Source organism: Blastococcus sp. SYSU DS0619 (genome assembly GCF_054051035.1).
This window is the reverse complement of the sequence record NZ_JBJHAM010000016.1, coordinates 1-26,256: the sequence shown is the minus strand read 5'-3', so window position 1 is coordinate 26,256 and position 26,256 is coordinate 1. Positions and strand designations below refer to the sequence as shown.

Genomic DNA, 26,256 nt, shown 5'->3' with positions numbered 1-26,256 from the left:
GCGGGTCAGTCCTGCCGGCAGGCGAAGAGGAACGCCGGCGGGACGTTCCACGGCGTCACCCGCCACCGCACCGACGAGAACCGTGCGCGCAGCTCGGGCAGCAGGAGCGGTGAGTACTGGATGACGACGGTGGTGCCGCCGGGAGCCAGCGCGCCGGGGAGCACGTCGAGGATCCGGCGGCGCAGCCCCGGCTCCAGCGAGGTGTAGGGGAGCGCGGAGACGACCACGTCGGCCCGCGCGTCGCCGAGGTGGGCGCCGAGATTTTCCGCGGAGTCGCAGACCACCTGGACGCGCGGGTCGTCGAAGCGCTCGTCCAGCAGCTTGGCCAGGCGGGGGTCGATCTCGAGGGTGATCAGCCGCGCGCCGGGGCGCAGCCGGGCCAGGATCTCCTGGGTCTGCGCGCCGGTGCCGGCGCCGAGCTCGACCACCAGCTCGGCGCCGGGCACGTCGGCCATGTCCAGCATGTCCCGCACCGCCGCCCGTGAGGTGGGCAGCACCGCGCCCACCTGCCGCGGGTTGGCGAGGAACGCGCCCAGGAAGCGCAATCGGTCGGTGAACTGCTCGATCATCGGGTCCCCCTCCGGGCCACCGGCAGGGAAGGGTGGCCGCTCGTGGGCACCCTGGCACGTGGGCCGGGGCCGTGGCCAGGCGAAGCAGGCCGCGTGACCGCCGTCACCACCGGTCTGGCAAGGTCGGGGCCATGCGTGCATGGCGGGTCCACGAGCTCGGCGATCCCTCCCAGGTCATGTCCTTCGACGAGGTCGACCAGCCCACCCCCGGCGAGGGGCAGGTGCTGGTGAAGGTGCGGGCGGCCGCGCTGAACTTCCCCGACGTGCTCATGGCCATGGGCACGTACCAGGAGAAGCCGCCGCTGCCGTACACGCCCGGCGTCGAGCTGTGCGGCGAGATCGTGGAGACCGGCCAGCGCGTGATCGGCGGCCCCTCCGGCGGGCCGGGCGCGTTCGCCGAGTACGCGCTGATGGACACCGCCAACGCCTGGCCGGTGCCCGAGGGGATGTCCGACGAGAAGGCGGCCGCCCTGTACCTGACCTACCAGACCGGCCACGTGGGCCTGCACCGGCGCGCCCACCTGCAGGCGGGGGAGCACCTCCTCGTGCACGCCGGGGCCGGCGGCGTCGGTTCGGCGGCCATCCAGCTCGGCAAGGCGGCCGGCGCCACGGTGATCGCCACGGCCGGCGGTGCCCGCAAGACCGAGCTCTGCCGCGAGCTGGGCGCCGATCACGTCATCGACTACACGACCGAGGACTTCGTCCCCGTCGTCAAGGAGGTCACCGGCGGGCGCGGCGCCGACGTCGTCTACGACCCGGTCGGTGGCGAGGTCTTCGACAAGTCCCGCAAGTGCATCGCCTTCGAGGGCCGCATCGTCGTCGTGGGCTTCACCAGCGGCACGATCCCGCAGGCCCCGGCCAACCACCTGCTGGTCAAGAACTACAGCGTGGTGGGCCTGCACTGGGGCCTGTACAAGAAGATGGACCCGGCCGTGATCGGCACGGTGCACGACGACCTCACCCGGCTGGTGGTCGACGGCTCGATCGACCCGCTGGTCGGCGCCACCCTGCCGCTGGACCAGGCGCCGCAGGCCCTGGCCCGGCTCGCCTCCCGGGACACCGTCGGCAAGGTCGTGCTCGTCCCCTGACCGGCCCGGTGGGGACCGGCGCCTAGCCTGGTCCCCACCATGCCGTCCCGCCCGCTGCCCCTCGTCGACGACCGGGCGCACCTGCGGGCGGACTGCTCCCGGTGCGCCGGCCTGTGCTGCGTCGCCCCGGCCTTCGCCGCCTCGGCGGACTTCGCGATCGACAAGCCGGCGGGCACGCCCTGCCCGAACCTGCGGGACGACTTCCGCTGCGGCATCCACGAGCGGCTGCGCGACGACGGCTTCCCCGGGTGCACCGTGTTCGACTGCTTCGGCGCCGGCCAGCGGATCACCCAGGGCACCTTCGGCGGCCGCGCCTGGCGGGAGACCCCGGAGCTGGCCCGGGCGCAGTTCGCCGTCCTGCCGGTGGTGCGGCAGCTGCACGAGATGCTCTGGTACCTGGCCGAGGCGGGGACCCTGCCCGTGGCGGCCGGCCTGCGGTCCGACGTCGAGCGGCTCCGGGCCGAGGTCGAGCGGTGCGCCGGCGGCACGGCCGAGGAGCTGAGCGGGCTCGACGTCGGCCGGCTCCGGGCCGAGGTGGGGGAGCTGCTGGGCCGGCTGAGCGGCCAGGTGCGCGCCGGTAGCCGGGCGCGCGACCGCCGCGGCGCCGACCTCATGGGCCGGGACCTGCGGCGCACGGACCTGCGCGGGGCCGGCCTGCGGGGCGCCTACCTGATCGGCGCCGACCTCCGGGGCGTGGATCTGGGGACCGCCGACCTCCTGGGCGCGGACCTGCGCGCGGCCGACGTGCGCGGGGCGGACCTGAGCCGGTGCCTGTTCCTCACCCAGCCGCAGGTCTCGGCGGCGCTCGGGGACGCGGGGACCCGGATCCCCGCCGCGGTGCGCCGCCCGGCGCACTGGGTCTAGATGACCGGCTTGGGCAGGTAGGAGAGCCGCGCGCGGCGCCGCAGGATGACCTTGCGGGTGCCGTCGGTGTGCAGCTGCAGGCGCGCCAGCTCCCAGCCGCCGACGTCGGCCTGCAGGCTCAGCATGGTCGCCGCCGCGGACCGGGACGTGCCCGGCGGGATCCGCAGCGGCGCGAACTCGTAGTCCCCGGGCGTGTCCATCAGGCCGATTGTGCCTGCCGTTCACGGTCGGGGCACGGGTTCGTCACCTCCCTCACACCACCCCGCCCTGCCGGGTCGCCGGTCGGACGGCACGATGGGGGACGACCGCACCCGCTTCCCAGGGAGGACGACGACGTGACCCAGCCCGGTTTCTCGAGCGACGTGCCCGACGCCGACCGCGCGGAGCAGGAGGCGCTGCTCGACCCGCCCGCCCCCGGCCGCGCCGGAGAGGCGACGCCCCCCGGTGGCGACGTGCCGGAGGCCGATGCGCTGGAGCAGCAGCTGGCCGCCCGGCCCGGCGAGGCCGGCAGCCCCCGCGGGCCGATCGGGTACCGCGAGGCCGACGACGCCGACGTCCTGGAGCAGGATGCCGCCGTCCCGGTCGACGAGGACGACGTCGCCCGTTGACCCACCGCACCGGTCCGTCGGCCGGGTGAATTCCCGGCTCCGACCTGCCCCGGGTCCGCGTTCCGGCCAGAGTGGACGCCGGACCACGTGGAGGGAGGAGCGCATGACCCGCGACGAGGACGGCCCGGCCGTTCCCGAGGACGAGGTGCGCGCTGCCACCGAGCGGTGGGCGCGGGCCGCCGGCGTTCCCCTCGCGACGGGGCAGGGCCCGGCGCCGCAGGAGCCGCCGGCCGCGCTCCGGTTCCTCCGGGGTGCCGTGGCGGGCGCCACGCTGGGCCTGCTCCTGCTGCTCGTGGCCCGCGGCACCGGGATCACCGCCGTCCTGGGGGTGGTCCTCGCCGGGGCGGTCTGCCTTTTGGTGACGCGGATCCACGCCCAGCGGCGGCAGCGCGCTCCCGGACGGCCGGCGCCCTCGCGGGGCTGACCGCGCCGACGCCTCTTACCGAGGCCACCCTCTTTGGTTAGGCTGCCCTAACTGATCGAGGAGGGGTCATGCCGAGCTGCCCGAGCCACCCCGCGTCCGAGCGCCGTCCCGAGACCGACGCGCTGCGCCCCACCGCCGTCGAGCGCGCCCGCACGGTCGCCACCCGCGCCGCGGCGACCGCGTGTGCCCGCGGCGTCGAAGGCGGCCGGCTGCTGGCGCACACCGTCACCCGGGCCGGCCAGGTGCTGCTCGTCGTCCCGGCGGACGGCGACCTGCTCGCGGCGGTCCGCGTGGCTCCGGACCAGGACCTCTCCGCCCTCGTGATGATCAGCGACCACGCCCCGGTGACGCTGCGCCGGCCCGTCCGCGCCCAGCTGTGGCTGTCGGGCTGGGCGACGCCGGTCCGCCCGGCCGACCGGCGCGCGGCCGTCCTCGACTTCGCCGAGATCCGGCCGACCCCGGCGCTGCTCGACGTCGGGGGCACCGCCGAGCTGCTGCGCCTGGATCTCGCCGAGGTGGTGCTCGGTGAGGGCGGCGAGGGCGTCGACGTGAGCCCCCAGGAGTTCGCGGCTGCCTCGCCCGACCTGCTGGCCGGCGTCGAGGCCGACCACCTGCGGCACCTCGCCACCGGCCACCCCGACGTCCTGCAGCAGCTGGCCGGCCGCCTGCCGGCCGGTTTCGTCGGCCCCGAGGACGTGGTCCGGCCGCTCGGCCTGGACCGGTTCGGCTTCCGGCTGCGGGTCGAGGGCCCCTACGGGGACACCGACGTCCGGATCCCCTTCCCGCGGCCGCTCACCTGCGCCGGCCAGCTCGGCCCGGCGGTGGCGCAGCTGCTCTGCGCCGCCCGCGCCGGGCGGGTCCGCGAGGGCTGAGCTCAGCCGGCGATCTCCCGCAGCAGCTCCGCCAGCCGGGTGCGGCGCGGGCGCACGTCGACGTCGCGGACCGCCCGGGCGAGCGCCGCACCGCTGGCGTGCACGATCGACAGGTGCCGCTGGGCCCGGGTGAGGGCGGTGTAGACCAGCGGGCGCGACAGCATCCCGCCCGCCTCGGGCGGCAGCACGACGACCACACCCGGCCACTCCGAGCCCTGCGCCCGGTGCACGGTGATCGCCCAGCCGTGCCGCAGGTCGAACAGCGCCTGCCCGTTGACGGTGACCGGGCCCGAGGCGAACGCCACGTCGAGGGAGCCGTCACCGGCCTTGGTCACCACGCCGACCTCGCCGTTGGCGAAGCCGGTGGGCTCCAGGTCCAGGTGGTTGGCGGTGGCGACCACGCGGTCGCCCGGGTCGAAGCCGAAGACCGCGCCCTCGCCGGGGTTGAGCTGCGCCTTGAGCGCCTTGTTCAGCTCGATGGTGCCGGCCGGCCCGCGGTGCACGGGGGTGACCACCTGCACCGCGGACGGCTCGATGCCCAGGGCGCGGGGGATGGAGTCGGTGACCAGCTGCACCACCCGCCGGGAGGCCTCGGCGCTGCCGGTGGCGGGCACCACGACCACCTCGCGGTCGGGGGAGTCCACCGGCGGCAGCTCCCCGCCCCGCACGGCCGCGGCCAGCCGGGCGATCGCCCCGCCCTCCGCCTGGCGGTACAGGGTGGTCAGCTCGGTGACCGGCACGACCCCGGAGTCGATCAGGTCGCCCAGGACGTGCCCGGGGCCGATCGAGGGCAGCTGCGCCGGGTCGCCCACCAGCAGCAGGTGCGTGCCGTCCGGGCAGGCCTCCAGCAGCGCCGCGGTCAGCTCGACGTCGAGCATCGAGGCCTCGTCGACCACGACGACGTCGGCGTCCAGCGGCCACTCCTCGGTGCGCGAGAAGCCGCCGGAGGCACCCTGCGCGCCGAGCAGCCGGTGCACCGTCACCGCGGGGTGGTCGGTGAGCTCCTCCAGGCGCTTGGCGGCCCGCCCGGTAGGGGCGGCCAGGGCCACGTCGGTGCCCTTGGCCTGCAGCAGCTTCACCACGGCCGCGACCGTGCGGCTCTTGCCGGTGCCCGGCCCGCCGGTGAGCAGGCTGACCCCGGCGGAGAGCACCTGCGCCACGGCCTGCTTCTGCGCCTCGTCCAGGCCCTTGGCCACCGAGCGCACCGACGCCGGGTCGGCGATCCGCTCCGCGGCGGCCGCCAGCCGGGCCACGCCCTCGGCCACGGCCTCCTCGGCCATGCCGAAGCGGGCGAGGGAGAGGGTGCGCAGCGAGGGGTCCGGCTCGGCCGGCTCGTCGGCGTCGTCGTCCTCCGGGAGGGGCGGCTCGTGCTCGAGCACCTCCCCGGAGTCCACGGCGGCGATCACCGCCGCGGCGGGGTCGCCGATGCCCTCGGCCCGGAGCGCGGCCACGACCAGGTCGACCGGCAGCACGGTGTGCCCGTCGCGGGTGGCGGTCCGCAGCGTCAGCCCGACGATGGCCCGGCCGCGGCGGGCGTCCTGCCTGTCGGCGCCCTTGAGGACGGCGATCGCCAGCCGGTCGGCGTCGCCGAGGGCCACGCCGGGCAGCCCGAGCAGGGCCCAGGGGTCGTCCCGCAGCCGGCGCGCGGCGTCGGGGCCCAGGCCGTCGGCCACGCCCGCGGCGAGCTTCGCCGGCAGCCCCGCGGTCACCAGCATCTCCACGACCTCGTAGGTGGGCGCGGCGGCCAGGAAGCTGGAGAACAGCCGCTCCGCCCGCTGGCGGCCCACCCGCGGCAGCTTCATCAGCCGGTCGGCCGTGACGTCGTCGGGGCCGGTGATGCCCGCGGCCGGGAGGTCCGCCGCCGTCCGCTTGCCCAGCCCGGGCCACAGCCCGGCGGTGCAGAAGGCGGCGAAGACCAGGTCCGGTCCCGGGGTGGTGGGGTCGGCGGTCACCGGTCCGACCGTCGCTCGGGGTAGGTGAAGGGCGGCGCGGAGACGTCCTCCAGCGCCGTGCGGATCGCCGCGGGCAGCCGGACGACGTCGGCGTCGAGCGAGGCCTGCAGCTGCTGGGCGGTGCGGGCGCCGACCACCGGTGCCACGACCCCGGGCCGGTCGCGCACCCAGGCCAGCGCCACGGCCAGCGGGCTGGTGCCCAGGCCGTCGGCGGCGGTGATGACGGCCTCCACGATGCGGTCGGACTTCGACGACCGGAGCCCGTCGATGAACGCCTCCCACTGCGGCGAGGCGCCACGGGACTCCGTCGGCGTGCTGTGCCGGTACTTGCCGGTGAGGAGCCCGCGGCCCAGCGGCGACCACGCGAGCACGCCCAGGCCCAGCGCCTCGGCGGCGGGCACGACCTCCCGCTCCACCCCGCGCTGCAGCAGCGAGTACTCCACCTGGGTGCTCACCAACGGGGTGCGGCCCGGCCACGCCCGCTGCCAGGTGGCGGCCTGGGCGGTCTGCCAGCCGGTGAAGTTGCTGACGCCGATGTAGCGCGCCCGGCCGGAGGCGACGGCGAGGTCGCAGGCGGCGAGGGTCTCCTCGAGCGGGGTCGTCTCGTCCCACGCGTGCAGCTGCCAGAGGTCGACGTGGTCCAGCCCCAGGCGCTCCAGGGAGGCGTCCAGCGCCGAGATCAGGTGCCCGCGGGAGGCTCCGCGGCCCATCGGCCCCTTGCCGGTGCGCCCGACCGCCTTGGTGGCGACGAGGACGTCGGACCGGGGGACGACGTCGGCGAGCAGGTGCCCGAGGACCCGCTCGCTCTCGCCCTCGCAGTAGACGTCGGCGGTGTCGACCAGCGTCCCGCCGGCGTCGACGAAGGCCGTGAGCTGCATGGCGGCCTCGTCCTCGTCGGTGTCACCGCCCCACGTCATCGTGCCCAGCGCGAGCCGGGACACGACCAGACCGCTGCGCCCCAACGCCCGTTGCTCCACGACCGGCCAACCTACCGCCGCCGGCCGGCGGCCACCCGGGAGCACCGGGCCTTCGGGGCGGCGCGCCGGATGGTCCCGGGGTGACGCCTAGGGTGAGCACCCGTGCCCGAACGCCCGCGCCTCCGTCCGGCCGCCCGCATCCTGCCCGGGGGGTGCTGAGATGGGCTGGATCGAAGCGATCGTCCTCGGCCTCGTCCAGGGGCTCACCGAGTTCCTGCCGATCTCCTCCAGCGCCCACCTGCGGGTGGTGGGGGAGGCCTTCGGCTGGGAGGACCCCGGCGCGGCGTTCACCGCCATCACCCAGATCGGCACCGAGGCCGCCGTCCTGCTGTACTTCCGCAAGGACATCGGGCGGATCATCGTCGCCTGGCTGCAGTCCCTGGCCGGCCGCCGGAAGGGTGATCCCGACGCCCGCATGGGGTGGCTGATCATCGTCGGCACCCTGCCGATCGTCGTCCTCGGCCTGCTGTTCCAGGACCAGATCGAGACGACGCTGCGCGACCTGCGGATCGTCGCCGTCGCGCTGATCCTCTTCTCGTTCATCCTGTACTGGGCCGACCGCGTCGGCGCCAAGCAGCGCGACCTCCCGGAGCTGACCGTCGGCCACGGCATCGCCTTCGGGTTCGCGCAGGCGATGGCGCTCGTGCCCGGGGTGTCCCGCTCCGGCGGCACCATCACGATGGGCCTCTTCCTCGGCTACTCCCGGTCGGCCGCGGCCCGGTACTCGTTCCTGCTCGCCGTCCCCGCCGTCCTCGGGTCGGGCTTCTTCCAGGTCTACGAGTCGCTGAGCGGCGACGTCGAGGGACGGGCCATCTCCTGGGGGCCGACGATCCTGGCGACGGTCATCGCCTTCGGCGTCGGCCTCACGGTGATCGCCTGGCTGCTGCGCTACCTGGACCGGGGCAGCTTCACCCCGTTCGTCGTCTACCGGATCGCGCTGGGCCTGTTGATCCTCGTGCTGGTCTTCGCGGGCGTGCTCGACCCGGTGGGCACGACCGAGATCAGCCCCTCGCCCGCGCCGCGCTGACGGCGGCGGCGCTCACCGCGCCGCCGCGCGGTTCGCGTGGGCGCCGATCGCCGCGGCGATCGGCGTCGCGTCCCGGACGGGCACGGTGTGGTGGGTGGCCTCCGGCAGCACCTGCACCTCGCCGGTGGGCAGGCGCGCCGCGGCGGCGGCCACGGTGGCCGGGTCGTGCGCCCGGCTGCGCCCGGCGACGACCACGAGCGTGGGCACGTCCAGCGCGGCCAGGTCCGCCGCCGAGGGACGACGGGTGCGCACGATCGGCGTCCGCGGGGACTCCGTCGCCCCGCGGACGTAGACCTCCACCCAGGCCGGGTCGAGCGGCCGGCCACCGGTCTCCCAGGCCAGGAACCGCCGGATCCGCGTGGCTGAGGGGCGCAGCAGCGACGGCGCGGCGTGCAGCAGGTAGCGCGGGCTGAAGCCCGCGAAGCAGGCGGTCGGGTCCAGCAGCGCCAGTGACGTCGGCCGCGGGACCGCTCCGGCCAGGGCGTAGGAGAGCGCCAGGTGTGCGCCGGCCGAGTGACCGGCCAGGTGGAACGGGCCGTCGGTGGTTCCCGCGAGGACCTCGCCGAGCCAGCCGGCCTGGTCCGCCGTCGACCGGAACGGGCGGCTGCTGCCGCTGCGCCCGGGGTTGCCCGGCTGGTCGGGCGCCAGCACGCGGAACCGGTCGGCCAGGGCGGCGGCCACCCCGGCCCACGCGGTGGCCGTCGCGCCGTCGCCGTGCAGCAGCACGACGGCCGGAGCGCTGGCCGGTCCCGCGGCCAGCAGGTGCGTGCGCCCCCACGACGTCGGGACCTCGATCCGTGCCGAACCGGCCGGCCAGTGCGCGGCCGCCGCCTCGTAGCTCGTCGCGAAGTCCACCCCGACAGGTAACTAGGCTGTCTAGCTACTTGGCAACCTAGACTGCGGCGGTGGCCCCGGAATCCCGCTCGGCGCCGGCTGCCGTCCACCGGCTGCGTGCCCTCACCGTCCTGCTCGACACGGCGGCGGGCGCCTTCGCGGCACGGAACGGGCTCACCGCGACCGACGTCCGGGCGCTGACCTGCCTGCTGGACCGGGAGCGGGCCGGCGTCCCCGCCAGCCCCACCTGGCTGGCGGGCGAGCTCCGGCTGACGACCGCGTCGGTGACCGCCCTGCTGGACCGCCTGGAACGTGCCGGCCACGTCCGCCGCACCGCGCGGACCGACGACCGCCGCCGGGTCGACGTCGTCGTGCAGGAGTCGGCCAAGGATCTGGGCTGGGCGTTCTTCGGCCCGCTCATCGACGCCACGGCCGACGTCCTGGCGGCCCGGACGGCGGACGAGCGAACGGTGATCGATGCGTTCCTCGACGACATGGTGGCCGCGGTGGGCGGCCTGGTCGGTCACGGCGCGGCCGGGGAGCGGTGAGGACACCCTGCGCTCACTCCGTGACCGACGTGGTCCCGCTCCGGCGAGGCCGGACGACGACCGTTGGAGCAGCGCGGTGGCGACCCGGAGCCGCACCGGCTCCGGGTCGCTACGGGTGCCGTGGAACTCAGCCCTCGGCGTCGAGATCCAGCGTCCCGATCATCGCGTCGAGCACCGCGACGTTGCCCTGGTGGTCGAACTTCGGCAGACCGACGGTGTCGGCGACCAGGGTGCGCGGGCCGTCCTCGCCGTCCGGGAGCCGGACGGCGTACCGGGTCGAGGGCGTGCCCTCGGGCCAGAAGCCCTCGCCGGTGGCGGTCCGCTCGATCCGCACCGACTCCCGGCCGTCCACGGTCAGCTCGCGGCGCGCCTGCTCCCCGGGCTGCTCCTGGGTCACCCGGTCGAAGGCCACCGACTCGACCGAGAAGGCGATCGCGGCCACGCGCACGTCGGTGGCGTCGGGCACGTCGAAGTCCTGCGGGGAGAACCGGCTGCAGGCCGGCACGGTCTCACCCGCGTTGACCGACCAGTCCGAGGGGTAGTCGACGGCGTACCCGGCCGGGCTGGTGCACGTCTCACCGAGGGAGATGCCGCTGCCCGGCTCTCGGTCGAGCACGTCGATCACGATCCGCTGGGGGTCGGACAGCCGGGCCACGGCGAACGGGCGCTGCTGGTCCAGGCCGGCGTAGAAGGAGTAGCGGCCCTCGAAGAGGGTGTCGGCGACCAGGGCCTCCAGCACGCTGGTCCCGGCGATCTCCAGCCGCTGCTCGCCGTCCCACGGCTGGACGTCCTCGGGGGCGTCACCGGGATACAGCAGGTTGGACAGCGTGATCCCCAGGGTGGCCTCACCGGGGACCTCCAGCGGCTTGCCCGAGCCCGCGCTGCGCGGGTCCTCGGTGTAACCGATCTCGTAGCCGGCCTCGCCGTCGCCGGAGAGCTCGAAGACGATCCGGTCGAAGCCGTCGTGCGCACCCAGCCGCACGTCGGTCAGCGTGACCGGCGATCCGGTGGCGTCGGCGTCGACGTCGGCGGTGCCGCCCTGGCCGACGGGCTCGAGGCTGCCGGAGCCGCCGTCCCCGCCGGACTGGTGCAGGACGTCGACGACCAGGCGCGCCGGGTCGGCGAAGGTGGTCACCCCGAAGGGCACCCGCTCCTCCAGCCCGATCGTCCAGGACAGCAACGACTCGAAGTCGCCGGTCTGGACCGCCTCGGCGATCACCTGGCCGCCGGGGGCGGTGATCTGCTCGCGCCCGGTGTAGGTCTCCCGGGGCTGCTCGCCGGAAGGGTCGACCCCGCTGGCCGGGCTGACCTGCACCTGCAGGAACGCCGAGCCGGCCACCTCTACCTGCCGACCCGAGCCGTCCTCGGTGATCGGCGGCTCGACGTAGCCGACCTGGTAGCTGGGGACCTCGTCGCCCTCGAACTCGAGGACGAACCGGTCGAAGGTCTCGTGCCCGGCGGCACGCACGTCGGTCAGGTAGGCGGGGGTGCCGCTGGCCGGGAAGTCCCCGGTCTCCACGGTCTCGGTGCCCGGGTCGCCGACCGGGGGCAGTGGTTGGTCGGCCATCAGGAGCGTGCCGGGCCCACTCGGCCCGGTCGGGACGACGTCCGGTGGTATTGGCGTGGTGGAGCCGGTGGTCACCAGCAGCGTGCTGGCACCCAGCCCGGCGAGGAGCAGTCGCATCATCGCGATCTCGCTTCCGGTCTCGGGGTTTCCGGTCCCTCGGACCCCTGCCCGCACACGGCGCCCCTTCAACACATCCGGTCTCCTGTCATCGGATCGTCATGTGCACCGGGCCACCCGGACCCAGGAAGCCGTCCCCGGGGCCACGGACCCGGGGACGGGCGGACCACCGCCTACGCTCGCCCCGTGACCACCGTCATCCTCCTGCGGCACGGCCGGTCGACGGCGAACACCGGCGGCGTGCTGGCCGGCTGGACGCCCGGCGTCCAGCTGGACGAGACCGGTCAGGCGCAGGTGCAGGCGGTGGGGGAGCGGCTGGCGAAGGTGCCGCTGGCCGCCGTCGTCAGCAGCCCCTTGGAGCGCTGCCGGCAGACCGTCGGCGCCGTCGTCGCCGGCCGCGAGCTGGAGCCGCAGACCGACGACCGGCTGGGTGAGGCGCGCTACGGCGACTGGACCGGCCGGAGCATCAAGGAGCTGGTCAAGGAGCCGCTGTGGAAGGTCGTGCAGCAGCACCCGTCCGCGGCCGTCTTCCCCGGGGCGGAGGGGGAGGGGCTCGCCCAGACCCAGGCCCGCGCCGTCGCCGCGGTCCGGGAGTGGAACGCCCGGCTCGGCCCCGACGCGGTGTGGCTGGCCTGCAGCCACGGCGACGTCATCAAGGCGATCCTCGCCGACGCGCTCGGCCTGCACCTGGACCAGTTCCAGCGGATCGTCGTCGACCCGGCATCGATCTCGGTGATCTCCTACACCGATACCCGGCCGTTCGTCGCCCGCATCAACGACACCGGGGGCGACGTCTCGGGTCTGATCCCGCCGCCGCGCAAGGGCCGCCGCCGCAAGGCCTCCTCCGACGCGGTGGTGGGCGGCGGGTCCGGCACCCCCGCCTGAGCCGCCGACGCCGACTTGCCTCCCCGGCCCGTCGGCGGCCCCGCGTAACCTGGGCGCGTGCCCCGCCAGGTCCATCTCTTCGATCGCCCCAGCCGCTTCGTCGCAGGAACGGTGGGTCAGCCCGGGGACCGCACGTTCTACCTGCAGGCCACCGACGACGCCGGCCGCACGGTCAGCGTGGCGCTGGAGAAGACCCAGGTCCAGGTGCTGGCCGACCGGATGAACGAGCTCCTCGACGAGGTCAGCAACCGGGCCGACTCCGCCATCCCCGCCGAGGCCGACGTCGACGACCTGGAGCCGCTCACCGCGCCGGTCGAGGAGGAGTTCCGGGTCGCCGCCATGGGCCTGGCCTGGGACGGCACCGCGGAGGCGGTCGTGGTCGAGGCCGTCGCCGCCGGCGAGGAGCCCATCGACGAGGACGCCATCCTCTCCGACAGCGACGAGGGCCCCGACGCCCTGCGGGTGACGATCACGCCGATGGCCGCGCGGGCGTTCGTGGCCCGCGCCCTCCGGGTGGTCGCGGCCGGCCGGCCCTCCTGCCCGCTGTGCTCGCTGCCGCTCGACCCGGTGGGCCACGTGTGCCCGCGGCAGAACGGCTACCGCCGCTGAGCGGCGACCCCTCGATGAGCGAGCGGCCCGCCGACCCCGGCCTCCGCCCGCCCGCCGACGACACCGAGACCCACCAGCTGCTCACCGAGGGCGTCATCGACGTCGAGGGCCGGATGCTGGACGCATCCAACGTGACGCTCGTCGGCGCCATCCGGACGGACACCCTCGCCGCCGAGTGCGTCTACAAGCCCGTCGCGGGGGAGCGGCCGCTCTGGGACTTCCCCGACGGCACGCTCGCCGGCCGGGAGATCTCCGCCTACCTGGTCTCCGAGGCGACCGGCTGGCAGGTCGTGCCCCCCACCGTGCTGCGGGAGGGGCCCTTCGGCCCCGGCATGGTCCAGCTCTGGGTGGACGGCGACCCCGACGTCGACCTGCCCGCGTTCGTCCGCCGCGACGACCCCGCGCTGCGCCGCATGGCCGTCTTCGACGCCGTGGTGAACAACGCCGACCGCAAGGGCGGGCACATCATCCCGATGCCCGACGGCCACGTGTACGGCGTCGACCACGGCATCTGCTTCTCCGTCGACCCCAAGCTGCGCACGCTGCTGTGGCGCTGGGCGGGCACGCCGCTGCCCGCGGAGGCGATCGCCGTGCTGGAGCGGCTGTCCGACGAGCTGCGGGACGGGCTGGGGGAGCAGCTGCACGAGCACCTGACCCGCACCGAGGTGCGCTGCACCCAGCGGCGGGTCGCCGAGCTGCTGCGCACCGGCCGGCACCCCGAGCCCAGCGGCGAGTGGCCCGCCCTGCCCTGGCCGCCCTTCTGAGCTGACCACTGACCGCCCCGATACGTCTCCGCGCGGTTATCGGGCCCGCCATTACCGCGTTCCTGCGTGTTCGCGTGCCATGAGTTCGTGTGCGTCGTCGCCGGTTCGTCTCGTCCGGGCGCCCGGCTGTCGGTGGGCCGGTCCAGGATGCGGGCCATGCCGCATCGCAGCCGTCTCTCCATCCTCCTGCTCGACCTGCCGCCGGAGCACCACGCGGCGGGGAGCGCCTTCTGGGCCGGAGCCACCGGCCGACCGGCCGAGCCGGATCCGGACGACGAGAAGTGGGCGTCGCTCGGGTCCTTCGCCGACGGGTGGCACGTCGAGGTGCAGCGGACGGGCGCGGGGACGCCGCCGCGCTGGCACGTCGACGTCGAGACCGACGACATCCCCGCCGAGGTGGCGCGCCTGGAGGCCCTGGGCGCCACCCGGCACGCGGACATGGGTTCGTTCTGGCAGCTGCTCGACCCGGCCGGACTGGTCTTCTGCGTGGTCGGCGTCCAGACCGGCGACGAGTTCGACCGCCACGCGGTGACCTGGCCGTGACGGCGGACCAGGATCACCGCTCGATCATCTCCACGTTCGTGCTCGGTGGCCTGGAGCCGCTGCGACTGGTGATCCACTACGACGACGGCACGTGGGCCTTCCTGTGCAACACCACCGCGGAACCGGAGCACCTCGTCACCGTGCACACCGGTGAGGTCTTCACCCGGTACGCGGAGGCGCTGACCGGCCTGCGGAGGCTGCCATCGGGCCACCTCGCCGAACGACAGGAGCCCGGTGACCCGTGGACCACGGAGGCGTACGTGGAGGAGTGATCGCCACCCGCCGCCCCCGTTCAGTCGTTGCTCACCAGGCCGATCATCGCGGCGGCCTGGAGCGGGTCGCCGTCGACGGTGAGGACCTCCAGCGGCACCCGGCGCCAGACCGCGAGCAGCAGGTCGCCGGCGGTGCCAGTGAGCGCCGCGATCGGGAAGGGCCGGGTGCCGGGGAAGAGGGTGCGCTCGGCGTCGGCGTCCACGGCGTGCAGGACGACCGGGTGCGCCTGCTCGGGCGGCCCATCCGGGAGCGCGGCCGGCACCATGACCTCCAGCCACTCGTCCAGCCCGTCCAGGCCCACGGCGGCGGGGATCGGCCGGACGTCGCCGAGCACCTGCTCGACGTCGGCGGTGTGCACGGTGGCCTCCTGCAGCTGGCGGCGCAGCACGAAGGCGACGTCCTGCTGCGGGGCCCACGTCCAGACCCGCCCGCCGGGGTCCGCGCCGGCCAGCGCCGTCTCCAGCTCGGCGCTCTGCGCGGAGCCGTAGCCCAGCAGCTCGCCGTCGGGGCGGCGGTGGAGCGGGACGTAGGCCGACGGGGCCTCGGGGCGGACGCGCAGCATCCAGGCCCAGAAGTGCTGCACCTCGGCCAGGTGCCAGACCAGATCGGCCAGCGTCCAGTCGGGGCAACCGGGCACGCGGGCACTCCAGCCGCCGGCGAGCACGGCCTCCGCGGCGGCGTCGGCGAACCGCGCGTTCGTCCTCCGCAGGGCCGGCAGGTACTCGTCGAGCTCCATCGCTCCTCCTCCCGCGGCCGGTGGGACCGGGACGACCCCTCCGACGTGATGACCCGCACGGACCGGCGGGTCAGCGTCGTCGGACCTCGGCTCTAGGCTCGTGCCGTGCTCTCCTGGCCCGCTCCGCTGCTGCCGACCCTGCCCGGCACCGGCCCCGTCCTCAAGGTCTACGACACCGCCCAGCGGCAGATCGTCGCGACCACGCCCGACCGGACGGCCCGCATGTACGTCTGCGGCATCACCCCGTACGACGCCACGCACCTCGGGCACGCCGCCACGTACCTGGCCTTCGACCTGGTCAACCGGATGTGGCGCGACGCCGGGCACGCGGTGCACTACGTGCAGAACGTCACCGACATCGACGACCCGCTGCTCGACCGCGCCGCGCGCGACTCCGAGGACTGGGTCGTCCTGGGCATGCGCGAGACCGCGCTGTTCCGCGAGGACATGACGGCGCTGCGGGTACTGCCGCCGGAGGACTACGTCGGCGCGGTCGAGTCGATCCCCCGGATCGTCGAGCACATCGAGCGGCTGCTCGACGAGGGCCTGGCCTACGTGCTGGACGACGGCACCGGCGACGTCTACCACGACGTGGCGCAGGCGCCCGGGTTCGGCTCGGAGTCCGGTTACGACGAGCCGGCGATGCTGGGCTTCTTCGCCGAGCGCGGGGGAGATCCCGACCGGGCGGGCAAGCGGAACCGGCTGGATCCGATGCTGTGGCGAGGGGAGCGCCCCGGTGAGCCGGCGTGGCTCGGGCCGCGCGGGACGCGCGGCCGGCCCGGCTGGCACATCGAGTGCGCCGCGATCGCCCTGGACACGATCGGCATGGGCTTCGACGTGCAGGGCGGCGGCAGCGACCTGGTCTTCCCGCACCACGAGTTCTCCGCCGTCCACGCCGAGGCGCTGACCGCCACCAAGCCGTTCGCCAAGGCCTACGTGCACGCGGCGATGATCGGCCTGGACGGCGAGAAGATGAGCAAGAGCCGGGGCAACCTCGTGTTCGTGTCCAAGCTGCGCGGCGAGGGCGTGGACCCGATGGCCATCCGGCTCGCCCTGCTGTCGGGCCACTACCGCACCGACCGCGCCTGGACGGCGGAGCTGCTGACGCAAGCCGAGGAGCGGCTGGCGACGTGGCGGCGCGCGGTATCTCGCGACGCCGGCGCGCCGGCCGCCGCGGTCCTGCACGGGCTGCGCGACCGGCTGGCCGACGACCTGGACAGCCCGGGTGCGATCGCCGTGGTCGACGCCTGGGCCGAGCGCACGCTGGCCGACGGCGACGACCTCGAGGAGCAGGCGCCCCGGGTGGTGTGCGACGCCGTCGACGCGCTGCTCGGCGTGGAGCTGCAGGGCAGCTGATGACCAGCGCCCCCGCCGGCCCGTTCCGGCTGACCGACCGCGCCGCGCGCGAGCAGGCCGAGGAGCAGCTCGCGCCCGCCGCCACGCGGTCAGCGGCCAGCCGGGGGCGGGCTCGACCCGAGCCCGAGGACGCGCTGCGGACGGCGTTCGAGCGGGACCGCGACCGGATCCTGCACGCCAAGGCGTTCCGGCGGCTCAAGCACAAGACGCAGGTCTTCCTCAACCCGGACGGCGACCACTTCGTCACCCGGTTGACCCACACGCTGCAGGTCACCCAGGTGGCGCGCTCGCTGGCCCGGGCGCTCGGGCTCAACGAGCCGCTCGCCGAGGCGATCGCGCTCGGCCACGACGTCGGGCACTCGCCGTTCGGGCACATCGGGGAGGAGGCGTTCGACCCCTACGTGCCCGGCGGGTGGCACCACGCCGCCCAGGGCGTGCGGATCGTCGAGGTGCTCGAGGACCTCAACCTCACCTGGGAGGTCCGGGACGGCATCCGGGCGCACAGCTGGAAGATCGACCCGCCGCCGGCCACCAGGGAGGCCGAGTGCGTGCGCTACGCCGACCGCATCGGCTACCTGTCCCACGACGCGCTGGACGCCGCCCGCGCCGGGGTCATCCGCACCGCAGACCTGCCGGCGCGCGCCGTCGCCGTCTTCGGGCAGCCCGGCAGCCAGATGGTCGGCGCGATGATCGACGCCGTCGTCGCCGGCTCGCTGTCCCCGGCCAACGCGGCCGGCGCGGTCGTGATGGACGCCGAGGCGCTGCAGGCCATGCACGAGTTGCGCGACTTCATGTTCGCCCGCGTCTACGCCTCCGACGTCGCCGCGGGCCAGAAGCACCTGGCCGTCGACGTCATCCGCCGGCTCGTCGACCACCACCTGGCGCACCCCGAGCTCATCCCGGCCACCTACCGCGACACCGAGGCCGACCCGCTCACCCAGGTGGTCGACCACGTCTCCGGGATGACCGACCGGTTCGCCCTCGCCACGCACGACCGGCTGTTCGGCACCGACACCGCGGCGCAGATGCGCCCGCTGCTGCCCACCGGCTGACCGGCCCGCAGCCGCACCGCGCCGCGGACCGCCCCGCGCGCGGCCGGGTCCTGCTTCGATGGACCCGGCCCGGAGCGGGTCCACGGCCACGAAGGGGTCCGGCATGGCGCAGCAGCTCCCGACCGATCGCACGTCCGCGTTCGCCGCCGCCGCCGACCGGCTGCTGGCGCAGCACCCCGGAGACGAGCAGGCGCGCATGCTGCACGCACCCGGGCTGCGGACGGGCGGGAAGTTCTACGGCTTCGCCGCCGCGGACGCACTGGTCGTCAAGCTGCCCGCCGACCGGGTCGCCGCGCTGATCGCCGGCGGACAGGGCGAGCCGTGCTCGCCCCGGCCCGGGCGTCCCATGCGGGAGTGGGTGGAGATCCGCGACCCCGACGAGGCGGCCTGCCTGGCCTACCTGCGGGAAGCCCGGGCGTTCGTCACGGGTGGCTGAGCGTCGGCTGTCGGGCTGTCGCGGCCTCCGTCGGGTCGGGACGACGACAGGCCGGCACCCGACGGCGGACCGGACGTCAGGCGCCGCCGGCGGAACCGCCGCGGCGGCGCAGGTAGCGCTCGAACTCGCGGGCGATCTGATCGCCGTTGGCCTGCGACAGGTCGACCTCCGTCGCCCGCTCCTCCAGGGACCGGACGTACTCAACCACCTCGGCGTCCTCGCTGGCCATCTCGTCGACGGTCTGCACCCACTCGTCGGCCTGCTGCGGCAGGGCTCCCAGCGGCACGGTGGTCTCCAGGACCTCCTCGACCCGCTGCAGCAGCGCCACCGTGGCGCGCGGCGACGGCGGCTGCGACACGTAGTGCGGCACGGCCGCCCAGAAGCTGATCGCCGGCAGCCCGGCCTGGACGCAGGCGTCCTGGAACACGCCGAGGATGCCGGTCGGCCCCTCGTAGCGGGAGGTCTCCAGCCCGTGGGCCCGCGCCGACTCGCCGTCGTAGGCCGATCCGGTCACCGGCGTCGGCCGGGTGTGCGGCGTGTCGGCGAGCAGGGCCCCGAGCGCGACGACGATCGACACGTCGAGCTCCTCGAGGACGTCGATCAGCTCCTCGCAGAAGCTGCGCCAGCGCATGTTGGGCTCGATGCCGCGGATGAGCACCACGTCCCGGCCCAGGCCCTCCGGGTGGGCCACCGAGATGCGGGTCGTCGGCCACTCGATGCGCCGGCTGACCCCGTCGACCAGGGAGACCGTCGGCCGGTTGACCTGGAAGTCGTAGTAGTCCTCGGGATCCAGGGCGGCGAGCGGCTTGGCGTCCCAGATCAGCTCCAGGTGCTCGACGGCGCCCGTGGCGGCGTCACCGGCGTCGTTCCAGCCCTCGAACGCGACCACGACCACCGGGTCGGTGAGCTGCGGGAGGTCGGCGGCGCTGGACTGGGGACTGATCACCCCTGTCAGCCTACGTCGATCCGGTCGCCGGCCCCGGGTGCGCGCCACGCGTCCGGGTGACCGGCGCCGACACCCGGCCGCGGACGCGCGGAATGAGACCATGGCCCAGACGTTGCTGCTGTCGACGCCCCCGGTGTCCCGTCCGGGCACCGCGGCGCGGCAGCACCCGGATCGGCCCGCACCCGGATCGGCCGGCCCCAGATCGAACCGCGAGGAAGCCCGTGCCCGCATCCCCCTCCGTCCGTCCCGACGCCACCGCGCAGCTCACCGCTCTGCTGGAGCAGCGCATCCTGGTGCTCGACGGCGCGATGGGGACGGCGATCCAGCGGGACCGCCCCGACGAGGCCGGCTACCGCGGAGAGCGGTTCGCCGACTGGCCGAGCGACGTGCAGGGCAATAACGACCTGCTCAGCCTCACCCAGCCCGAGCTGATCGCCGGCATCCACCGCGAGTACCTCGAGGCCGGCGCCGACCTGATCGAGACCAACACCTTCAACGCGACCACGATCTCGCTGGCCGACTACGGCATGCAGGACCTGGCCTACGAGCTCAATGTCGCCTCGGCCCGGCTGGCCCGCCGCGAGTGCGACGCGATGACCGAGCGCACGCCGGAGAAGCCGCGGTTCGTCGTCGGCGCCATCGGCCCGACCAGCCGGACGGCGTCCATCTCGCCCGACGTCAACGACCCCGGCGCGCGCAACGTCACCTTCGACCAGCTCGTCGAGGCCTACCTGGAGCAGGCCGGCGGCCTGGTCGACGGCGGCGCGGACGCGCTGCTGATCGAGACGATCTTCGACACGCTCAACGCCAAGGCGGCGATCTTCGCGCTGGAGACGCTGTTCGAGCAGCGCGGCCGCCGCTGGCCGGTGTTCATCTCCGGCACGATCACCGACGCCTCCGGCCGCACGCTCTCCGGTCAGGTGACCGAGGCGTTCTGGTACTCGGTCCGGCACGTGCAGCCGCTGCTGGTGGGCCTGAACTGCGCGCTCGGCGCCAAGGAGATGCGGCCCTACATCGCCGAGATCTCGCGGGTCGCCGACACCTTCGTCTCCTGCTACCCGAACGCCGGCCTGCCCAACGCCTTCGGCGAGTACGACGAGTCGCCCGAGGAGACCGCCGCGATCGTCGCCGAGTTCGCCGACGCCGGCTTCGTCAACCTCGTCGGCGGCTGCTGCGGCACCACGCCCGCGCACATCGCGGCCATCGCCCGGGCCGTCGAGGGCAGCACCCCGCGGACGCCGGCCGTGACCCGGCCCGCGCTGCGGCTGTCCGGCCTGGAGCCGCTGGTCGTCACCGAGGACAGCCTGTTCGTCAACGTCGGCGAGCGCACCAACATCACCGGGTCGGCCCGCTTCCGGAACCTGATCAAGGCCGGCGACTACCCGGCCGCCCTCGCCGTCGCCCGCCAGCAGGTCGAGGCCGGCGCCCAGGTCATCGACGTCAACATGGACGAGGGGATGATCGACGGCGTCGAGGCGATGGACCGCTTCACGAAGCTGATCGCCGCCGAACCCGACATCAGCCGCGTGCCCACGATGATCGACTCCTCCAAGTGGGCGGTCATCGAGGCCGGGCTCAAGTGCGTGCAGGGCAAGGCGATCGTCAACTCCATCTCGCTGAAGAACGGCGAGGAGGAGTTCGTCCGTGAGGCGGAGCTGTGCCGCAAGTACGGCGCCGCCGTCGTCGTCATGGCCTTCGACGAGGACGGTCAGGCCGACGACCTCGAGCGCCGTAAGCAGATCTGCCGCCGGGCCTACGACATCCTCACCGGCCAGGTCGGCTTCCCGGCCGAGGACATCATCTTCGACCCGAACGTCTTCGCCGTCGCCACGGGCATCGAGGAGCACGCGAACTACGGGCTGGACTACATCGAGGCCACCCGCTGGATCAAGCAGAACCTGCCGGGCGCGCTGGTCTCCGGCGGCGTCTCCAACGTCTCGTTCTCCTTCCGCGGCAACAACCCGGTGCGCGAGGCCATCCACGCGGTGTTCCTCTTCCACGCCATCCGAGCCGGCATGGACATGGGCATCGTCAACGCCGGCGCGCTCGAGGTCTACGACGAGGTGCCGGAGCTGCTGCGCGAGCGGATCGAGGACGTGATCCTCAACCGGCGGCCGGACGCCACCGAGCGGCTGCTGGAGATCGCCGGCGACTTCGCCGGCGACGGCACCGTCAAGGAGGTCGCCACCGAGGAGTGGCGCAGCCTGCCGGTGGGGGAGCGGATCACCCACGCGCTGGTCAAGGGCATCGACGGGTTCGTCGAGGACGACACCGAGGAGCTGCGGCGCGAGATCGCCGCCCGCGGCGGCCGGCCGATCGAGGTGATCGAGGGTCCGCTGATGTCCGGCATGAACGTCGTCGGCGACCTGTTCGGCGCCGGGAAGATGTTCCTGCCGCAGGTGGTCAAGTCCGCCCGGGTGATGAAGAAGGCCGTCGCCTACCTGATCCCGTTCATCGAGGCGGAGAAGCAGCCCGGCGACGCCGAGCGCAGCAACGGCAAGGTCGTCATGGCCACCGTGAAGGGCGACGTCCACGACATCGGCAAGAACATCGTCGGCGTCGTCCTGCAGTGCAACAACTACGACGTCGTCGACCTGGGCGTCATGGTCCCGGCGCAGAAGATCCTGGACGCCGCCAAGGCCGAGGGCGCCGACATCATCGGGCTCTCCGGCCTGATCACGCCCTCGCTGGACGAGATGGTCACCCTGGCGTCGGAGATGGAGCGGCAGGGCTTCACGATCCCGCTGCTCATCGGCGGCGCCACCACCTCCCGGGCGCACACCGCGGTGAAGGTGGCGCAGAAGTACTCCGGCCCGGTCATCTGGGTCAAGGACGCCTCCCGCTCGGTGCCGGTGGTCGCCGCGCTGCTGTCGGACGACCAGCGCCCGAAGCTGCTCGCCGAGACCGACGCGGACTACGCGGCGCTGCGGGAGCGGCACGCCGCGCGCCAGGACAGCCGCTCGCTGCTGCCGATCGCGACCGCACGGAGCGCCGCCCCACCGATCGACTGGACGGACTACTCGCCGCCGCGCCCGCGGATGCTCCTGCAGCAGGCCAAGGACGTCTGTGCCGGTCCCGGCTGCGACCACCTGCACGACGCGGCCACCCAGTTCGTCAAGGCGCTGCCGGACTACCCGCTCGAGGAGCTGCGCGGCTACATCGACTGGCAGCCGTTCTTCAACGCCTGGGAGATGCGGGGCCGGTTCCCGGACATCCTGCACAACCCGGCGACCGGCGAGGCCGCCCGGCGCCTCTACGAGGACGCCCAGGCGATGCTCGACCGGATCATCGGGGAGCGGTGGCTGCGCGCCAGCGGCGTGTTCGGGCTCTTCCCGGCCAACCAGGTCGACGGCGACGACATCGAGGTCTACACCGACGAGTCCCGCACCGCCGTCCGGACGACGCTGCACCAGCTGCGCCAGCAGACGGAGGGTCGGGACGGGTCACCACGCAAGTCGCTGGCCGACTTCGTGGCGCCGAAGCGGACCGGGCTGCGCGACTACGTCGGGGCGTTCGCCGTCACCGCCGGGTTGGGCTCGGCCGAGCGCGTCGCGGCGTTCAAGAAGGACAACGACGACTACAGCGCGATCATGCTCGAGGCGCTGGCCGACCGGCTGGCGGAGGCGTTCGCCGAGCGGCTGCACGAGCGGGTGCGCACCGAGTTCTGGGGCTACGCCGCCGGCGAGCGCCTGGACAACGAGTCGCTGATCGCCGAGAAGTACGCCGGCATCCGCCCGGCCCCCGGCTACCCGGCGTGCCCCGAGCACACCGAGAAGCTGACCATCTGGGACCTGCTCGACGTCGAGGCGGCCACCGGCATCCAGCTCACCGAGAGCATGGCGATGTGGCCGGGCGCCGCGGTCAGCGGCCTGTACTTTTCCCACCCGGAGTCGCAGTACTTCGTCCTGGGCCGGGTCGGCCGCGACCAGGTCGAGGACTACGCGCAGCGCAAGGGCTGGACGGTCGACGAGGCGGAGAAGTGGCTCTCGCCCAACCTGGGCTACCGCACCGAGGACGAGTGACCCGGCCGGCCATCCGGCGGGGTCACTCGACGACGAGCACGTCGGCGAAGGCTGCCGAGTGCCGGCTGGTGAACCGGTGCTCACCCGACTCCTGAGGGGCCAGGAAGGTCGTCAGCGTCCCGCCGGGGACGGTGACGTCGAACGACCCGTCGGCCGCGGTGAGCGTCACCTCGGCGTCGGTGGCGTTGTGCACGGTGACCCGGGAGCCGGCGGCCACCGGGCCGGCGACGTGGAAGCGCGTGGCGTCGACCAGCACACCCACCGACAGCTCCCCGTGGTCGTGCCCGGCCATCGGGTCCGCGGTCGCGATCGCCTGCGGCCCCTGGGCGGCGGTGCCCGGAGCGGCGTGCCCGGCGGCCATCGGTGGCGGTGAGGCCGCGAGCGCGACGGCCAGCGCCACGGTCGCGAGCATGAGCACCACCTCCCCGGCGGCGAACCGGCGGAAGTCTCGGCCGTCGCCCGCGCGCAGCCGGGGCAGGGTCAGCCGGCGGTGGTGCAGGCCGAGCACGCCCAGCACGGTCAGCCCGGCGGTCTTCGCCAGCAGCAACGCGCCGTAACCGGTGCCCAGCGCGGCGAGCGCCGCCGCGGTGCCGCCCAGCACCAGCACCGCGGCGAGGACACCGGAGCCGGCCGTCGCCAGGAAGCAGGCCAGCGCCACCCGGCTGTACCGGGTCGCGGCCCCGGCCGCCGCCGCCCCGCGTGGGCCGTGGACGAGGAGGGCGAGCAGGCCCCCGACCCAGACGGTCGCGGCGACGACGTGGACGCCGAGCGTCGTGACCGCCAGCAGGTGGTCCTCCGCCCCGGCCGAGTGCCCGCTGAGCACGACGGGGACGACGAGCGCCGTCAGCGCCACGACCAGCAGCAGGCCCGCGGCGGGCACGCCGGTGCAGCGGCGGGCGGCGACCGCGACGAGGCCGCCGAGCGCCACTCCCAACAGGGCCGCGCGACCGGCCCCGGTGTCCTCGACGAAGATGCGCAATGACTCCCCGGTCAGCGAGGTGGGGGCGGTGCCGACGAGCCGGCTGACCGTGAGCAGCGCGCCCAGCGCCGTCGCCACCGTCCAGGCCAGCGCCCAGGCGGACGCCGCCCGGAGCGCCCGCCGCGACTCCCCGGGCTGCCCGGCCGGGCCGGGCAGCAGGACGGCAGCGGCGAGCAGCGCGCCCACGGTGCCGACGGCGGCGATCCGACCGGCGAGGGTCACCACGGGCAGCCCCCACTCGACGAGCCGGCCGGCGCCGGGAAGCCCGGACGGTGCGGTGGCGGGGGCCCCGCCCCCGACGACCAGCGCGCCGGCGAGGAGCGCGGCGAGACCCCCGCCCGTGAGCAGGACCGCGCGCCACGGCGCCCGGCCTGCCTGCCGCGGCCGGCCCTCGACGGGTGCGGGCGGCGCAGACGCCACGGTGCCGGCGGGGCTCACGCGCGCCTGCGCAGCCGGTCCACCACGAGGACGCCGAGCCCGATGAGGACGATGGCGCCGACCACGGGCCACACCGCCGAGCCGTCGTCGGCCGGAGCGGCCACGTCGTGGCCCGCGGCCGCCGGCGACGGCGCCACGGGCTCCTCCGCCACCGGCTCCTCCGCCGGCACCGCGGACGCCGGACCGCTCGGCATGCCGGCCGTGGCAACGGTGAAGTCGAAGCCGCCCGACAGCGGGTGCCCGTCGGAGGAGGTGCTCCGCCAGTCGACGCGGTAGGTCCCGGCGGGCAGGTCGGCGGCGAGCGGCTGGACCACCGACGTACCGCGGATCTCGGCGGCCCCTGCGGAGACCGGCGTGCCGTCGGGACCGACCACCGCGACCTGGGTGCCGAGCGGGAGCGGCTCGCCGGTGAAGTCCAGCTGGACGGCGGAGGGCGCCGTATCGACGGTGGTCCCCGCTGCCGGGCTGGTGCCCACCAGACCGTCGTGCGCGAGCGCCGACGGGGTCGCACCCAGGAACAGCACGCCGACCAGGGCGAGCAGCACTGCCGCACCTCGTCGCCGGCGGCTCTGGTCGAGGGGCGCGCGTCGCGGAGGAGTCATGCCCGTCCTTCGTTCGCAGCCGGGTTTCCGGTTGCCCGTGGCCCGGCCAGCGTGGGGGACCACCCCTTCGTGGTCAACCCGGTGCCGCGCCGTCGAAAGTTTTCCGGTGGGGGTGAACCGATCCGGCCCCAGGGCCCGAATGCAGGTCGGACAGCGCGACAGCAGGGGGACCTCCTGCGGGGGATCGCCGCTGCTCCGGGTCTCCGGACCGGATCCACGGACGGCGCACCGGCGCGCCGGCCGGCACGACGGGTGGACGGTTCCGACCGCCGCCCTCACTCCGAGCACGAGGAGCACACCATGCGCAAGGCACTCGCACTCCCGACCGTCGCACTCGCCGCCGCGGCGTTCCCGCTGCTGGCCGTCTCCACGGCCTCCGCCCACGAGGGCGCCCACAGCTACCAGGCCGACCTCGGCGCGGTGAACCAGTCGGGCGTCACCGGCACCGGGATGGTCACCCTGGACGGCAACACCGCGACGGTCATGGTCGAGGCGACCGGGCTGCTCGCCGGCTCGCCGCACGCCCAGCACTTCCACATCGGCGCCCTGGGCGAGTGCCCGACCAACGACCTCGCCGACGACGCCGACGGCGACGGCTTCGTGAGCGTCAGCGAGGCCGCGAAGTACTACGGCGCCATCGGCACGTCGCTGACCACCAGCGGCGACACCGGCCCGGACAGCGGCCTGGCGATCGACCGCTTCCCGACCGCCGAGGGCGGCTCGATCAGCTACGAGCGCACCTTCGAGGTCACCGACGACGTGCACCAGGCGTTCGAGGACGGCACCGCCGTGCTCGTGGTGCACGGGATCGACAAGGACGGCAGCGGCGCCTACGACGGGAATGTCATGAGCGACCTCGACCCGTCGCTGCCCATGGAGGCCACCGCCCCGGCCGCCTGCGGTGCGCTCGAGGTCGCGCAGATGGGCACCGCCCCCGCCGGTGGTGCCGAGACCGGCGCCGGTGACACGGCCGGCATCGAGAACCAGGCCGCCATCGGGGTCGGCGCCCTGGCCGCGGTCGGTGCGGCTGCCGCCGGTGCCGTCGCCTACCGCCGTCGTCAGGCCGAGCAGGTCTGATCCGGCTGCCGGGGGGGGGGGGGGGGGGGGGGGGGGGGGGGGGGGCGGGCGGGGGGCGGGGGGGGGGGGCGGGGGGGGGGGGGGGGGGCGG

The 26,256-nt window shown here is 74.8% G+C and carries 27 protein-coding genes; 17 read left to right on the top strand and 10 right to left on the bottom strand.

Annotated elements, in window-relative coordinates:
* Positions 1-5 precede the first annotated feature (5 nt).
* Entirely contained in the window at positions 6-569 is a 564-nt protein-coding gene (locus ACI79T_RS15965) for a class I SAM-dependent methyltransferase (RefSeq protein ID WP_456611064.1), read from the bottom strand.
* A gap of 131 nt (positions 570-700) precedes the next feature.
* Between ACI79T_RS15965 and ACI79T_RS15960 the strand changes: the two genes are divergently transcribed.
* Positions 701-1,657 carry an NADPH:quinone oxidoreductase family protein gene (locus ACI79T_RS15960; protein ID WP_456611063.1) on the top strand — a complete coding sequence of 319 codons (957 nt, stop codon included), beginning with the start codon at positions 701-703 and terminating at the stop codon, positions 1,655-1,657.
* Between the two features lie 39 nt (positions 1,658-1,696).
* On the top strand, positions 1,697-2,521 hold the full coding sequence (locus tag ACI79T_RS15955; protein WP_456611062.1) for a pentapeptide repeat-containing protein: 825 nt from the start codon (positions 1,697-1,699) through the stop codon (positions 2,519-2,521).
* Here ACI79T_RS15955 and ACI79T_RS15950 read toward each other — a convergent pair.
* Positions 2,518-2,721, bottom strand: coding sequence for a DUF5703 family protein (locus tag ACI79T_RS15950; protein WP_456611061.1), 204 nt, complete (start codon positions 2,719-2,721; stop codon positions 2,518-2,520). The two genes, ACI79T_RS15955 and ACI79T_RS15950, sit on opposite strands and share 4 nt — an antisense overlap.
* Positions 2,722-2,856: 135 nt before the next feature.
* Here ACI79T_RS15950 and ACI79T_RS15945 point away from each other — a divergent pair, with 135 nt between their 5' ends.
* The 3 genes from ACI79T_RS15945 to ACI79T_RS15935 all read left to right on the top strand — a co-directional run bounded on the left by ACI79T_RS15945 (position 2,857) and on the right by ACI79T_RS15935 (position 4,425).
* The gene (locus tag ACI79T_RS15945) at positions 2,857-3,129 is read left to right on the top strand and encodes a hypothetical protein (protein ID WP_456611060.1); all 273 of its coding nucleotides are present in this window, start codon (positions 2,857-2,859) and stop codon (positions 3,127-3,129) included.
* Positions 3,130-3,232: 103 nt separating this feature from the next.
* Positions 3,233-3,553 (top strand): hypothetical protein, encoded by a 321-nt coding sequence (locus ACI79T_RS15940; protein ID WP_456611059.1) that lies wholly within the window; start codon positions 3,233-3,235, stop codon positions 3,551-3,553.
* A 68-nt stretch (positions 3,554-3,621) separates the two neighbouring features.
* Positions 3,622-4,425 carry a DUF2470 domain-containing protein gene (locus tag ACI79T_RS15935; protein WP_456611058.1) on the top strand — a complete coding sequence of 268 codons (804 nt, stop codon included), beginning with the start codon at positions 3,622-3,624 and terminating at the stop codon, positions 4,423-4,425.
* A 2-nt stretch (positions 4,426-4,427) separates the two neighbouring features.
* Here ACI79T_RS15935 and ACI79T_RS15930 read toward each other — a convergent pair whose 3' ends face one another.
* Together ACI79T_RS15930 and ACI79T_RS15925 are read right to left on the bottom strand one after the other, a co-directional pair.
* The gene (locus tag ACI79T_RS15930) at positions 4,428-6,377 is read right to left on the bottom strand and encodes an AAA family ATPase (protein WP_456611057.1); all 1,950 of its coding nucleotides are present in this window, start codon (positions 6,375-6,377) and stop codon (positions 4,428-4,430) included.
* Positions 6,374-7,354 (bottom strand): aldo/keto reductase, encoded by a 981-nt coding sequence (locus tag ACI79T_RS15925; protein ID WP_456611056.1) that lies wholly within the window; start codon positions 7,352-7,354, stop codon positions 6,374-6,376. Before ACI79T_RS15925 ends, ACI79T_RS15930 begins: the two co-directional genes overlap by 4 nt.
* Before the next feature lie 160 nt (positions 7,355-7,514).
* Here ACI79T_RS15925 and ACI79T_RS15920 point away from each other — a divergent pair, with 160 nt between their 5' ends.
* Complete coding sequence (locus ACI79T_RS15920) at positions 7,515-8,381, top strand: undecaprenyl-diphosphate phosphatase (protein WP_456611055.1); 867 nt, start codon at positions 7,515-7,517, stop codon at positions 8,379-8,381.
* Positions 8,382-8,393: 12 nt separating this feature from the next.
* Here ACI79T_RS15920 and ACI79T_RS15915 read toward each other — a convergent pair whose 3' ends face one another.
* The gene (locus ACI79T_RS15915) at positions 8,394-9,236 is read right to left on the bottom strand and encodes an alpha/beta fold hydrolase (RefSeq protein WP_456611054.1); all 843 of its coding nucleotides are present in this window, start codon (positions 9,234-9,236) and stop codon (positions 8,394-8,396) included.
* A 50-nt stretch (positions 9,237-9,286) separates the two neighbouring features.
* Here ACI79T_RS15915 and ACI79T_RS15910 point away from each other — a divergent pair, with 50 nt between their 5' ends.
* Positions 9,287-9,763, top strand: a complete 477-nt coding sequence (locus ACI79T_RS15910) for a MarR family transcriptional regulator (RefSeq protein WP_456611053.1) — start codon at positions 9,287-9,289, stop codon at positions 9,761-9,763.
* 127 nt (positions 9,764-9,890) lie between these two features.
* Here ACI79T_RS15910 and ACI79T_RS15905 read toward each other — a convergent pair whose 3' ends face one another.
* Complete coding sequence (locus tag ACI79T_RS15905; protein ID WP_456611052.1) at positions 9,891-11,450, bottom strand: AMIN-like domain-containing (lipo)protein; 1,560 nt, start codon at positions 11,448-11,450, stop codon at positions 9,891-9,893.
* Positions 11,451-11,633: 183 nt separating this feature from the next.
* On the opposite strand from ACI79T_RS15905, the gene ACI79T_RS15900 reads away from it, so the two are divergent.
* The 5 genes from ACI79T_RS15900 to ACI79T_RS15880 all read left to right on the top strand — a co-directional run bounded on the left by ACI79T_RS15900 (position 11,634) and on the right by ACI79T_RS15880 (position 14,520).
* A complete protein-coding gene (locus ACI79T_RS15900; RefSeq protein ID WP_456611051.1) occupies positions 11,634-12,332 on the top strand; it encodes a histidine phosphatase family protein in 699 nt (232 codons plus the stop codon).
* A gap of 57 nt (positions 12,333-12,389) precedes the next feature.
* Positions 12,390-12,941 (top strand): DUF3090 family protein, encoded by a 552-nt coding sequence (locus ACI79T_RS15895; protein ID WP_456611050.1) that lies wholly within the window; start codon positions 12,390-12,392, stop codon positions 12,939-12,941.
* 14 nt (positions 12,942-12,955) lie between these two features.
* Positions 12,956-13,705: an SCO1664 family protein gene (locus tag ACI79T_RS15890; protein ID WP_456611049.1), complete on the top strand. Its 750-nt coding sequence runs from the start codon at positions 12,956-12,958 to the stop codon at positions 13,703-13,705.
* A gap of 156 nt (positions 13,706-13,861) precedes the next feature.
* Positions 13,862-14,248, top strand: coding sequence for a VOC family protein (locus ACI79T_RS15885; protein ID WP_456611048.1), 387 nt, complete (start codon positions 13,862-13,864; stop codon positions 14,246-14,248).
* Positions 14,245-14,520, top strand: a complete 276-nt coding sequence (locus ACI79T_RS15880) for a hypothetical protein (protein ID WP_456611047.1) — start codon at positions 14,245-14,247, stop codon at positions 14,518-14,520. Before ACI79T_RS15885 ends, ACI79T_RS15880 begins: the two co-directional genes overlap by 4 nt.
* A 20-nt stretch (positions 14,521-14,540) precedes the next feature.
* Here ACI79T_RS15880 and ACI79T_RS15875 read toward each other — a convergent pair whose 3' ends face one another.
* Positions 14,541-15,257: a maleylpyruvate isomerase family mycothiol-dependent enzyme gene (locus ACI79T_RS15875; RefSeq protein ID WP_456611046.1), complete on the bottom strand. Its 717-nt coding sequence runs from the start codon at positions 15,255-15,257 to the stop codon at positions 14,541-14,543.
* A 105-nt stretch (positions 15,258-15,362) separates the two neighbouring features.
* Between ACI79T_RS15875 and mshC the strand changes: the two genes are divergently transcribed.
* From mshC to ACI79T_RS15860, 3 genes are all read left to right on the top strand, one after another.
* Complete coding sequence (gene mshC / locus ACI79T_RS15870) at positions 15,363-16,613, top strand: cysteine--1-D-myo-inosityl 2-amino-2-deoxy-alpha-D-glucopyranoside ligase (protein WP_456611045.1); 1,251 nt, start codon at positions 15,363-15,365, stop codon at positions 16,611-16,613.
* A complete protein-coding gene (locus ACI79T_RS15865) occupies positions 16,613-17,665 on the top strand; it encodes an HD domain-containing protein (RefSeq protein WP_456611044.1) in 1,053 nt (350 codons plus the stop codon). The genes mshC and ACI79T_RS15865 overlap by 1 nt, the downstream gene beginning before the upstream one ends.
* 103 nt (positions 17,666-17,768) lie before the next feature.
* Positions 17,769-18,101, top strand: a complete 333-nt coding sequence (locus tag ACI79T_RS15860; protein WP_456611043.1) for a hypothetical protein — start codon at positions 17,769-17,771, stop codon at positions 18,099-18,101.
* A 76-nt stretch (positions 18,102-18,177) separates the two neighbouring features.
* Here the strand turns inward: ACI79T_RS15860 and ACI79T_RS15855 are convergent, their stop codons facing one another.
* Complete coding sequence (locus ACI79T_RS15855; protein ID WP_456611042.1) at positions 18,178-19,047, bottom strand: PAC2 family protein; 870 nt, start codon at positions 19,045-19,047, stop codon at positions 18,178-18,180.
* Positions 19,048-19,268: 221 nt separating this feature from the next.
* On the opposite strand from ACI79T_RS15855, the gene metH reads away from it, so the two are divergent.
* Positions 19,269-23,069: a methionine synthase gene (gene metH, locus ACI79T_RS15850; protein WP_456611041.1), complete on the top strand. Its 3,801-nt coding sequence runs from the start codon at positions 19,269-19,271 to the stop codon at positions 23,067-23,069.
* A gap of 22 nt (positions 23,070-23,091) precedes the next feature.
* Here the strand turns inward: metH and ACI79T_RS15845 are convergent, their stop codons facing one another.
* Positions 23,092-24,486 (bottom strand): copper resistance D family protein, encoded by a 1,395-nt coding sequence (locus ACI79T_RS15845; protein WP_456611040.1) that lies wholly within the window; start codon positions 24,484-24,486, stop codon positions 23,092-23,094.
* The gene (locus tag ACI79T_RS15840) at positions 24,483-25,031 is read right to left on the bottom strand and encodes a copper resistance CopC family protein (protein WP_456611039.1); all 549 of its coding nucleotides are present in this window, start codon (positions 25,029-25,031) and stop codon (positions 24,483-24,485) included. Before ACI79T_RS15840 ends, ACI79T_RS15845 begins: the two co-directional genes overlap by 4 nt.
* A 357-nt stretch (positions 25,032-25,388) precedes the next feature.
* On the opposite strand from ACI79T_RS15840, the gene ACI79T_RS15835 reads away from it, so the two are divergent.
* Positions 25,389-26,165 carry a hypothetical protein gene (locus ACI79T_RS15835; protein ID WP_456611038.1) on the top strand — a complete coding sequence of 259 codons (777 nt, stop codon included), beginning with the start codon at positions 25,389-25,391 and terminating at the stop codon, positions 26,163-26,165.
* The last annotated feature ends 91 nt before the right edge of the window (positions 26,166-26,256 follow it).

Bases quoted from the DNA above. Each gene is read 5' to 3' on its own strand.
- ACI79T_RS15955 (WP_456611062.1), top strand. From the start codon at position 1,697: ATGCCGTCCCGCCCGCTGCCCCTCGTCGACGACCGGGCGCACCTGCGG.
- ACI79T_RS15965 (WP_456611064.1), bottom strand. From the start codon at position 569: ATGATCGAGCAGTTCACCGACCGATTGCGCTTCCTGGGCGCGTTCCTC.
- ACI79T_RS15950 (WP_456611061.1), bottom strand. From the start codon at position 2,721: ATGGACACGCCCGGGGACTACGAGTTCGCGCCGCTGCGGATCCCGCCG.
- ACI79T_RS15905 (WP_456611052.1), bottom strand. From the start codon at position 11,450: ATGATGCGACTGCTCCTCGCCGGGCTGGGTGCCAGCACGCTGCTGGTG.
- ACI79T_RS15940 (WP_456611059.1), top strand. From the start codon at position 3,233: ATGACCCGCGACGAGGACGGCCCGGCCGTTCCCGAGGACGAGGTGCGC.
- ACI79T_RS15835 (WP_456611038.1), top strand. From the start codon at position 25,389: ATGCGCAAGGCACTCGCACTCCCGACCGTCGCACTCGCCGCCGCGGCG.
- ACI79T_RS15890 (WP_456611049.1), top strand. From the start codon at position 12,956: ATGAGCGAGCGGCCCGCCGACCCCGGCCTCCGCCCGCCCGCCGACGAC.
- ACI79T_RS15875 (WP_456611046.1), bottom strand. From the start codon at position 15,257: ATGGAGCTCGACGAGTACCTGCCGGCCCTGCGGAGGACGAACGCGCGG.
- ACI79T_RS15860 (WP_456611043.1), top strand. From the start codon at position 17,769: ATGGCGCAGCAGCTCCCGACCGATCGCACGTCCGCGTTCGCCGCCGCC.
- ACI79T_RS15865 (WP_456611044.1), top strand. From the start codon at position 16,613: ATGACCAGCGCCCCCGCCGGCCCGTTCCGGCTGACCGACCGCGCCGCG.
- ACI79T_RS15935 (WP_456611058.1), top strand. From the start codon at position 3,622: ATGCCGAGCTGCCCGAGCCACCCCGCGTCCGAGCGCCGTCCCGAGACC.
- ACI79T_RS15960 (WP_456611063.1), top strand. From the start codon at position 701: ATGCGTGCATGGCGGGTCCACGAGCTCGGCGATCCCTCCCAGGTCATG.
- ACI79T_RS15885 (WP_456611048.1), top strand. From the start codon at position 13,862: ATGCCGCATCGCAGCCGTCTCTCCATCCTCCTGCTCGACCTGCCGCCG.
- ACI79T_RS15920 (WP_456611055.1), top strand. From the start codon at position 7,515: ATGGGCTGGATCGAAGCGATCGTCCTCGGCCTCGTCCAGGGGCTCACC.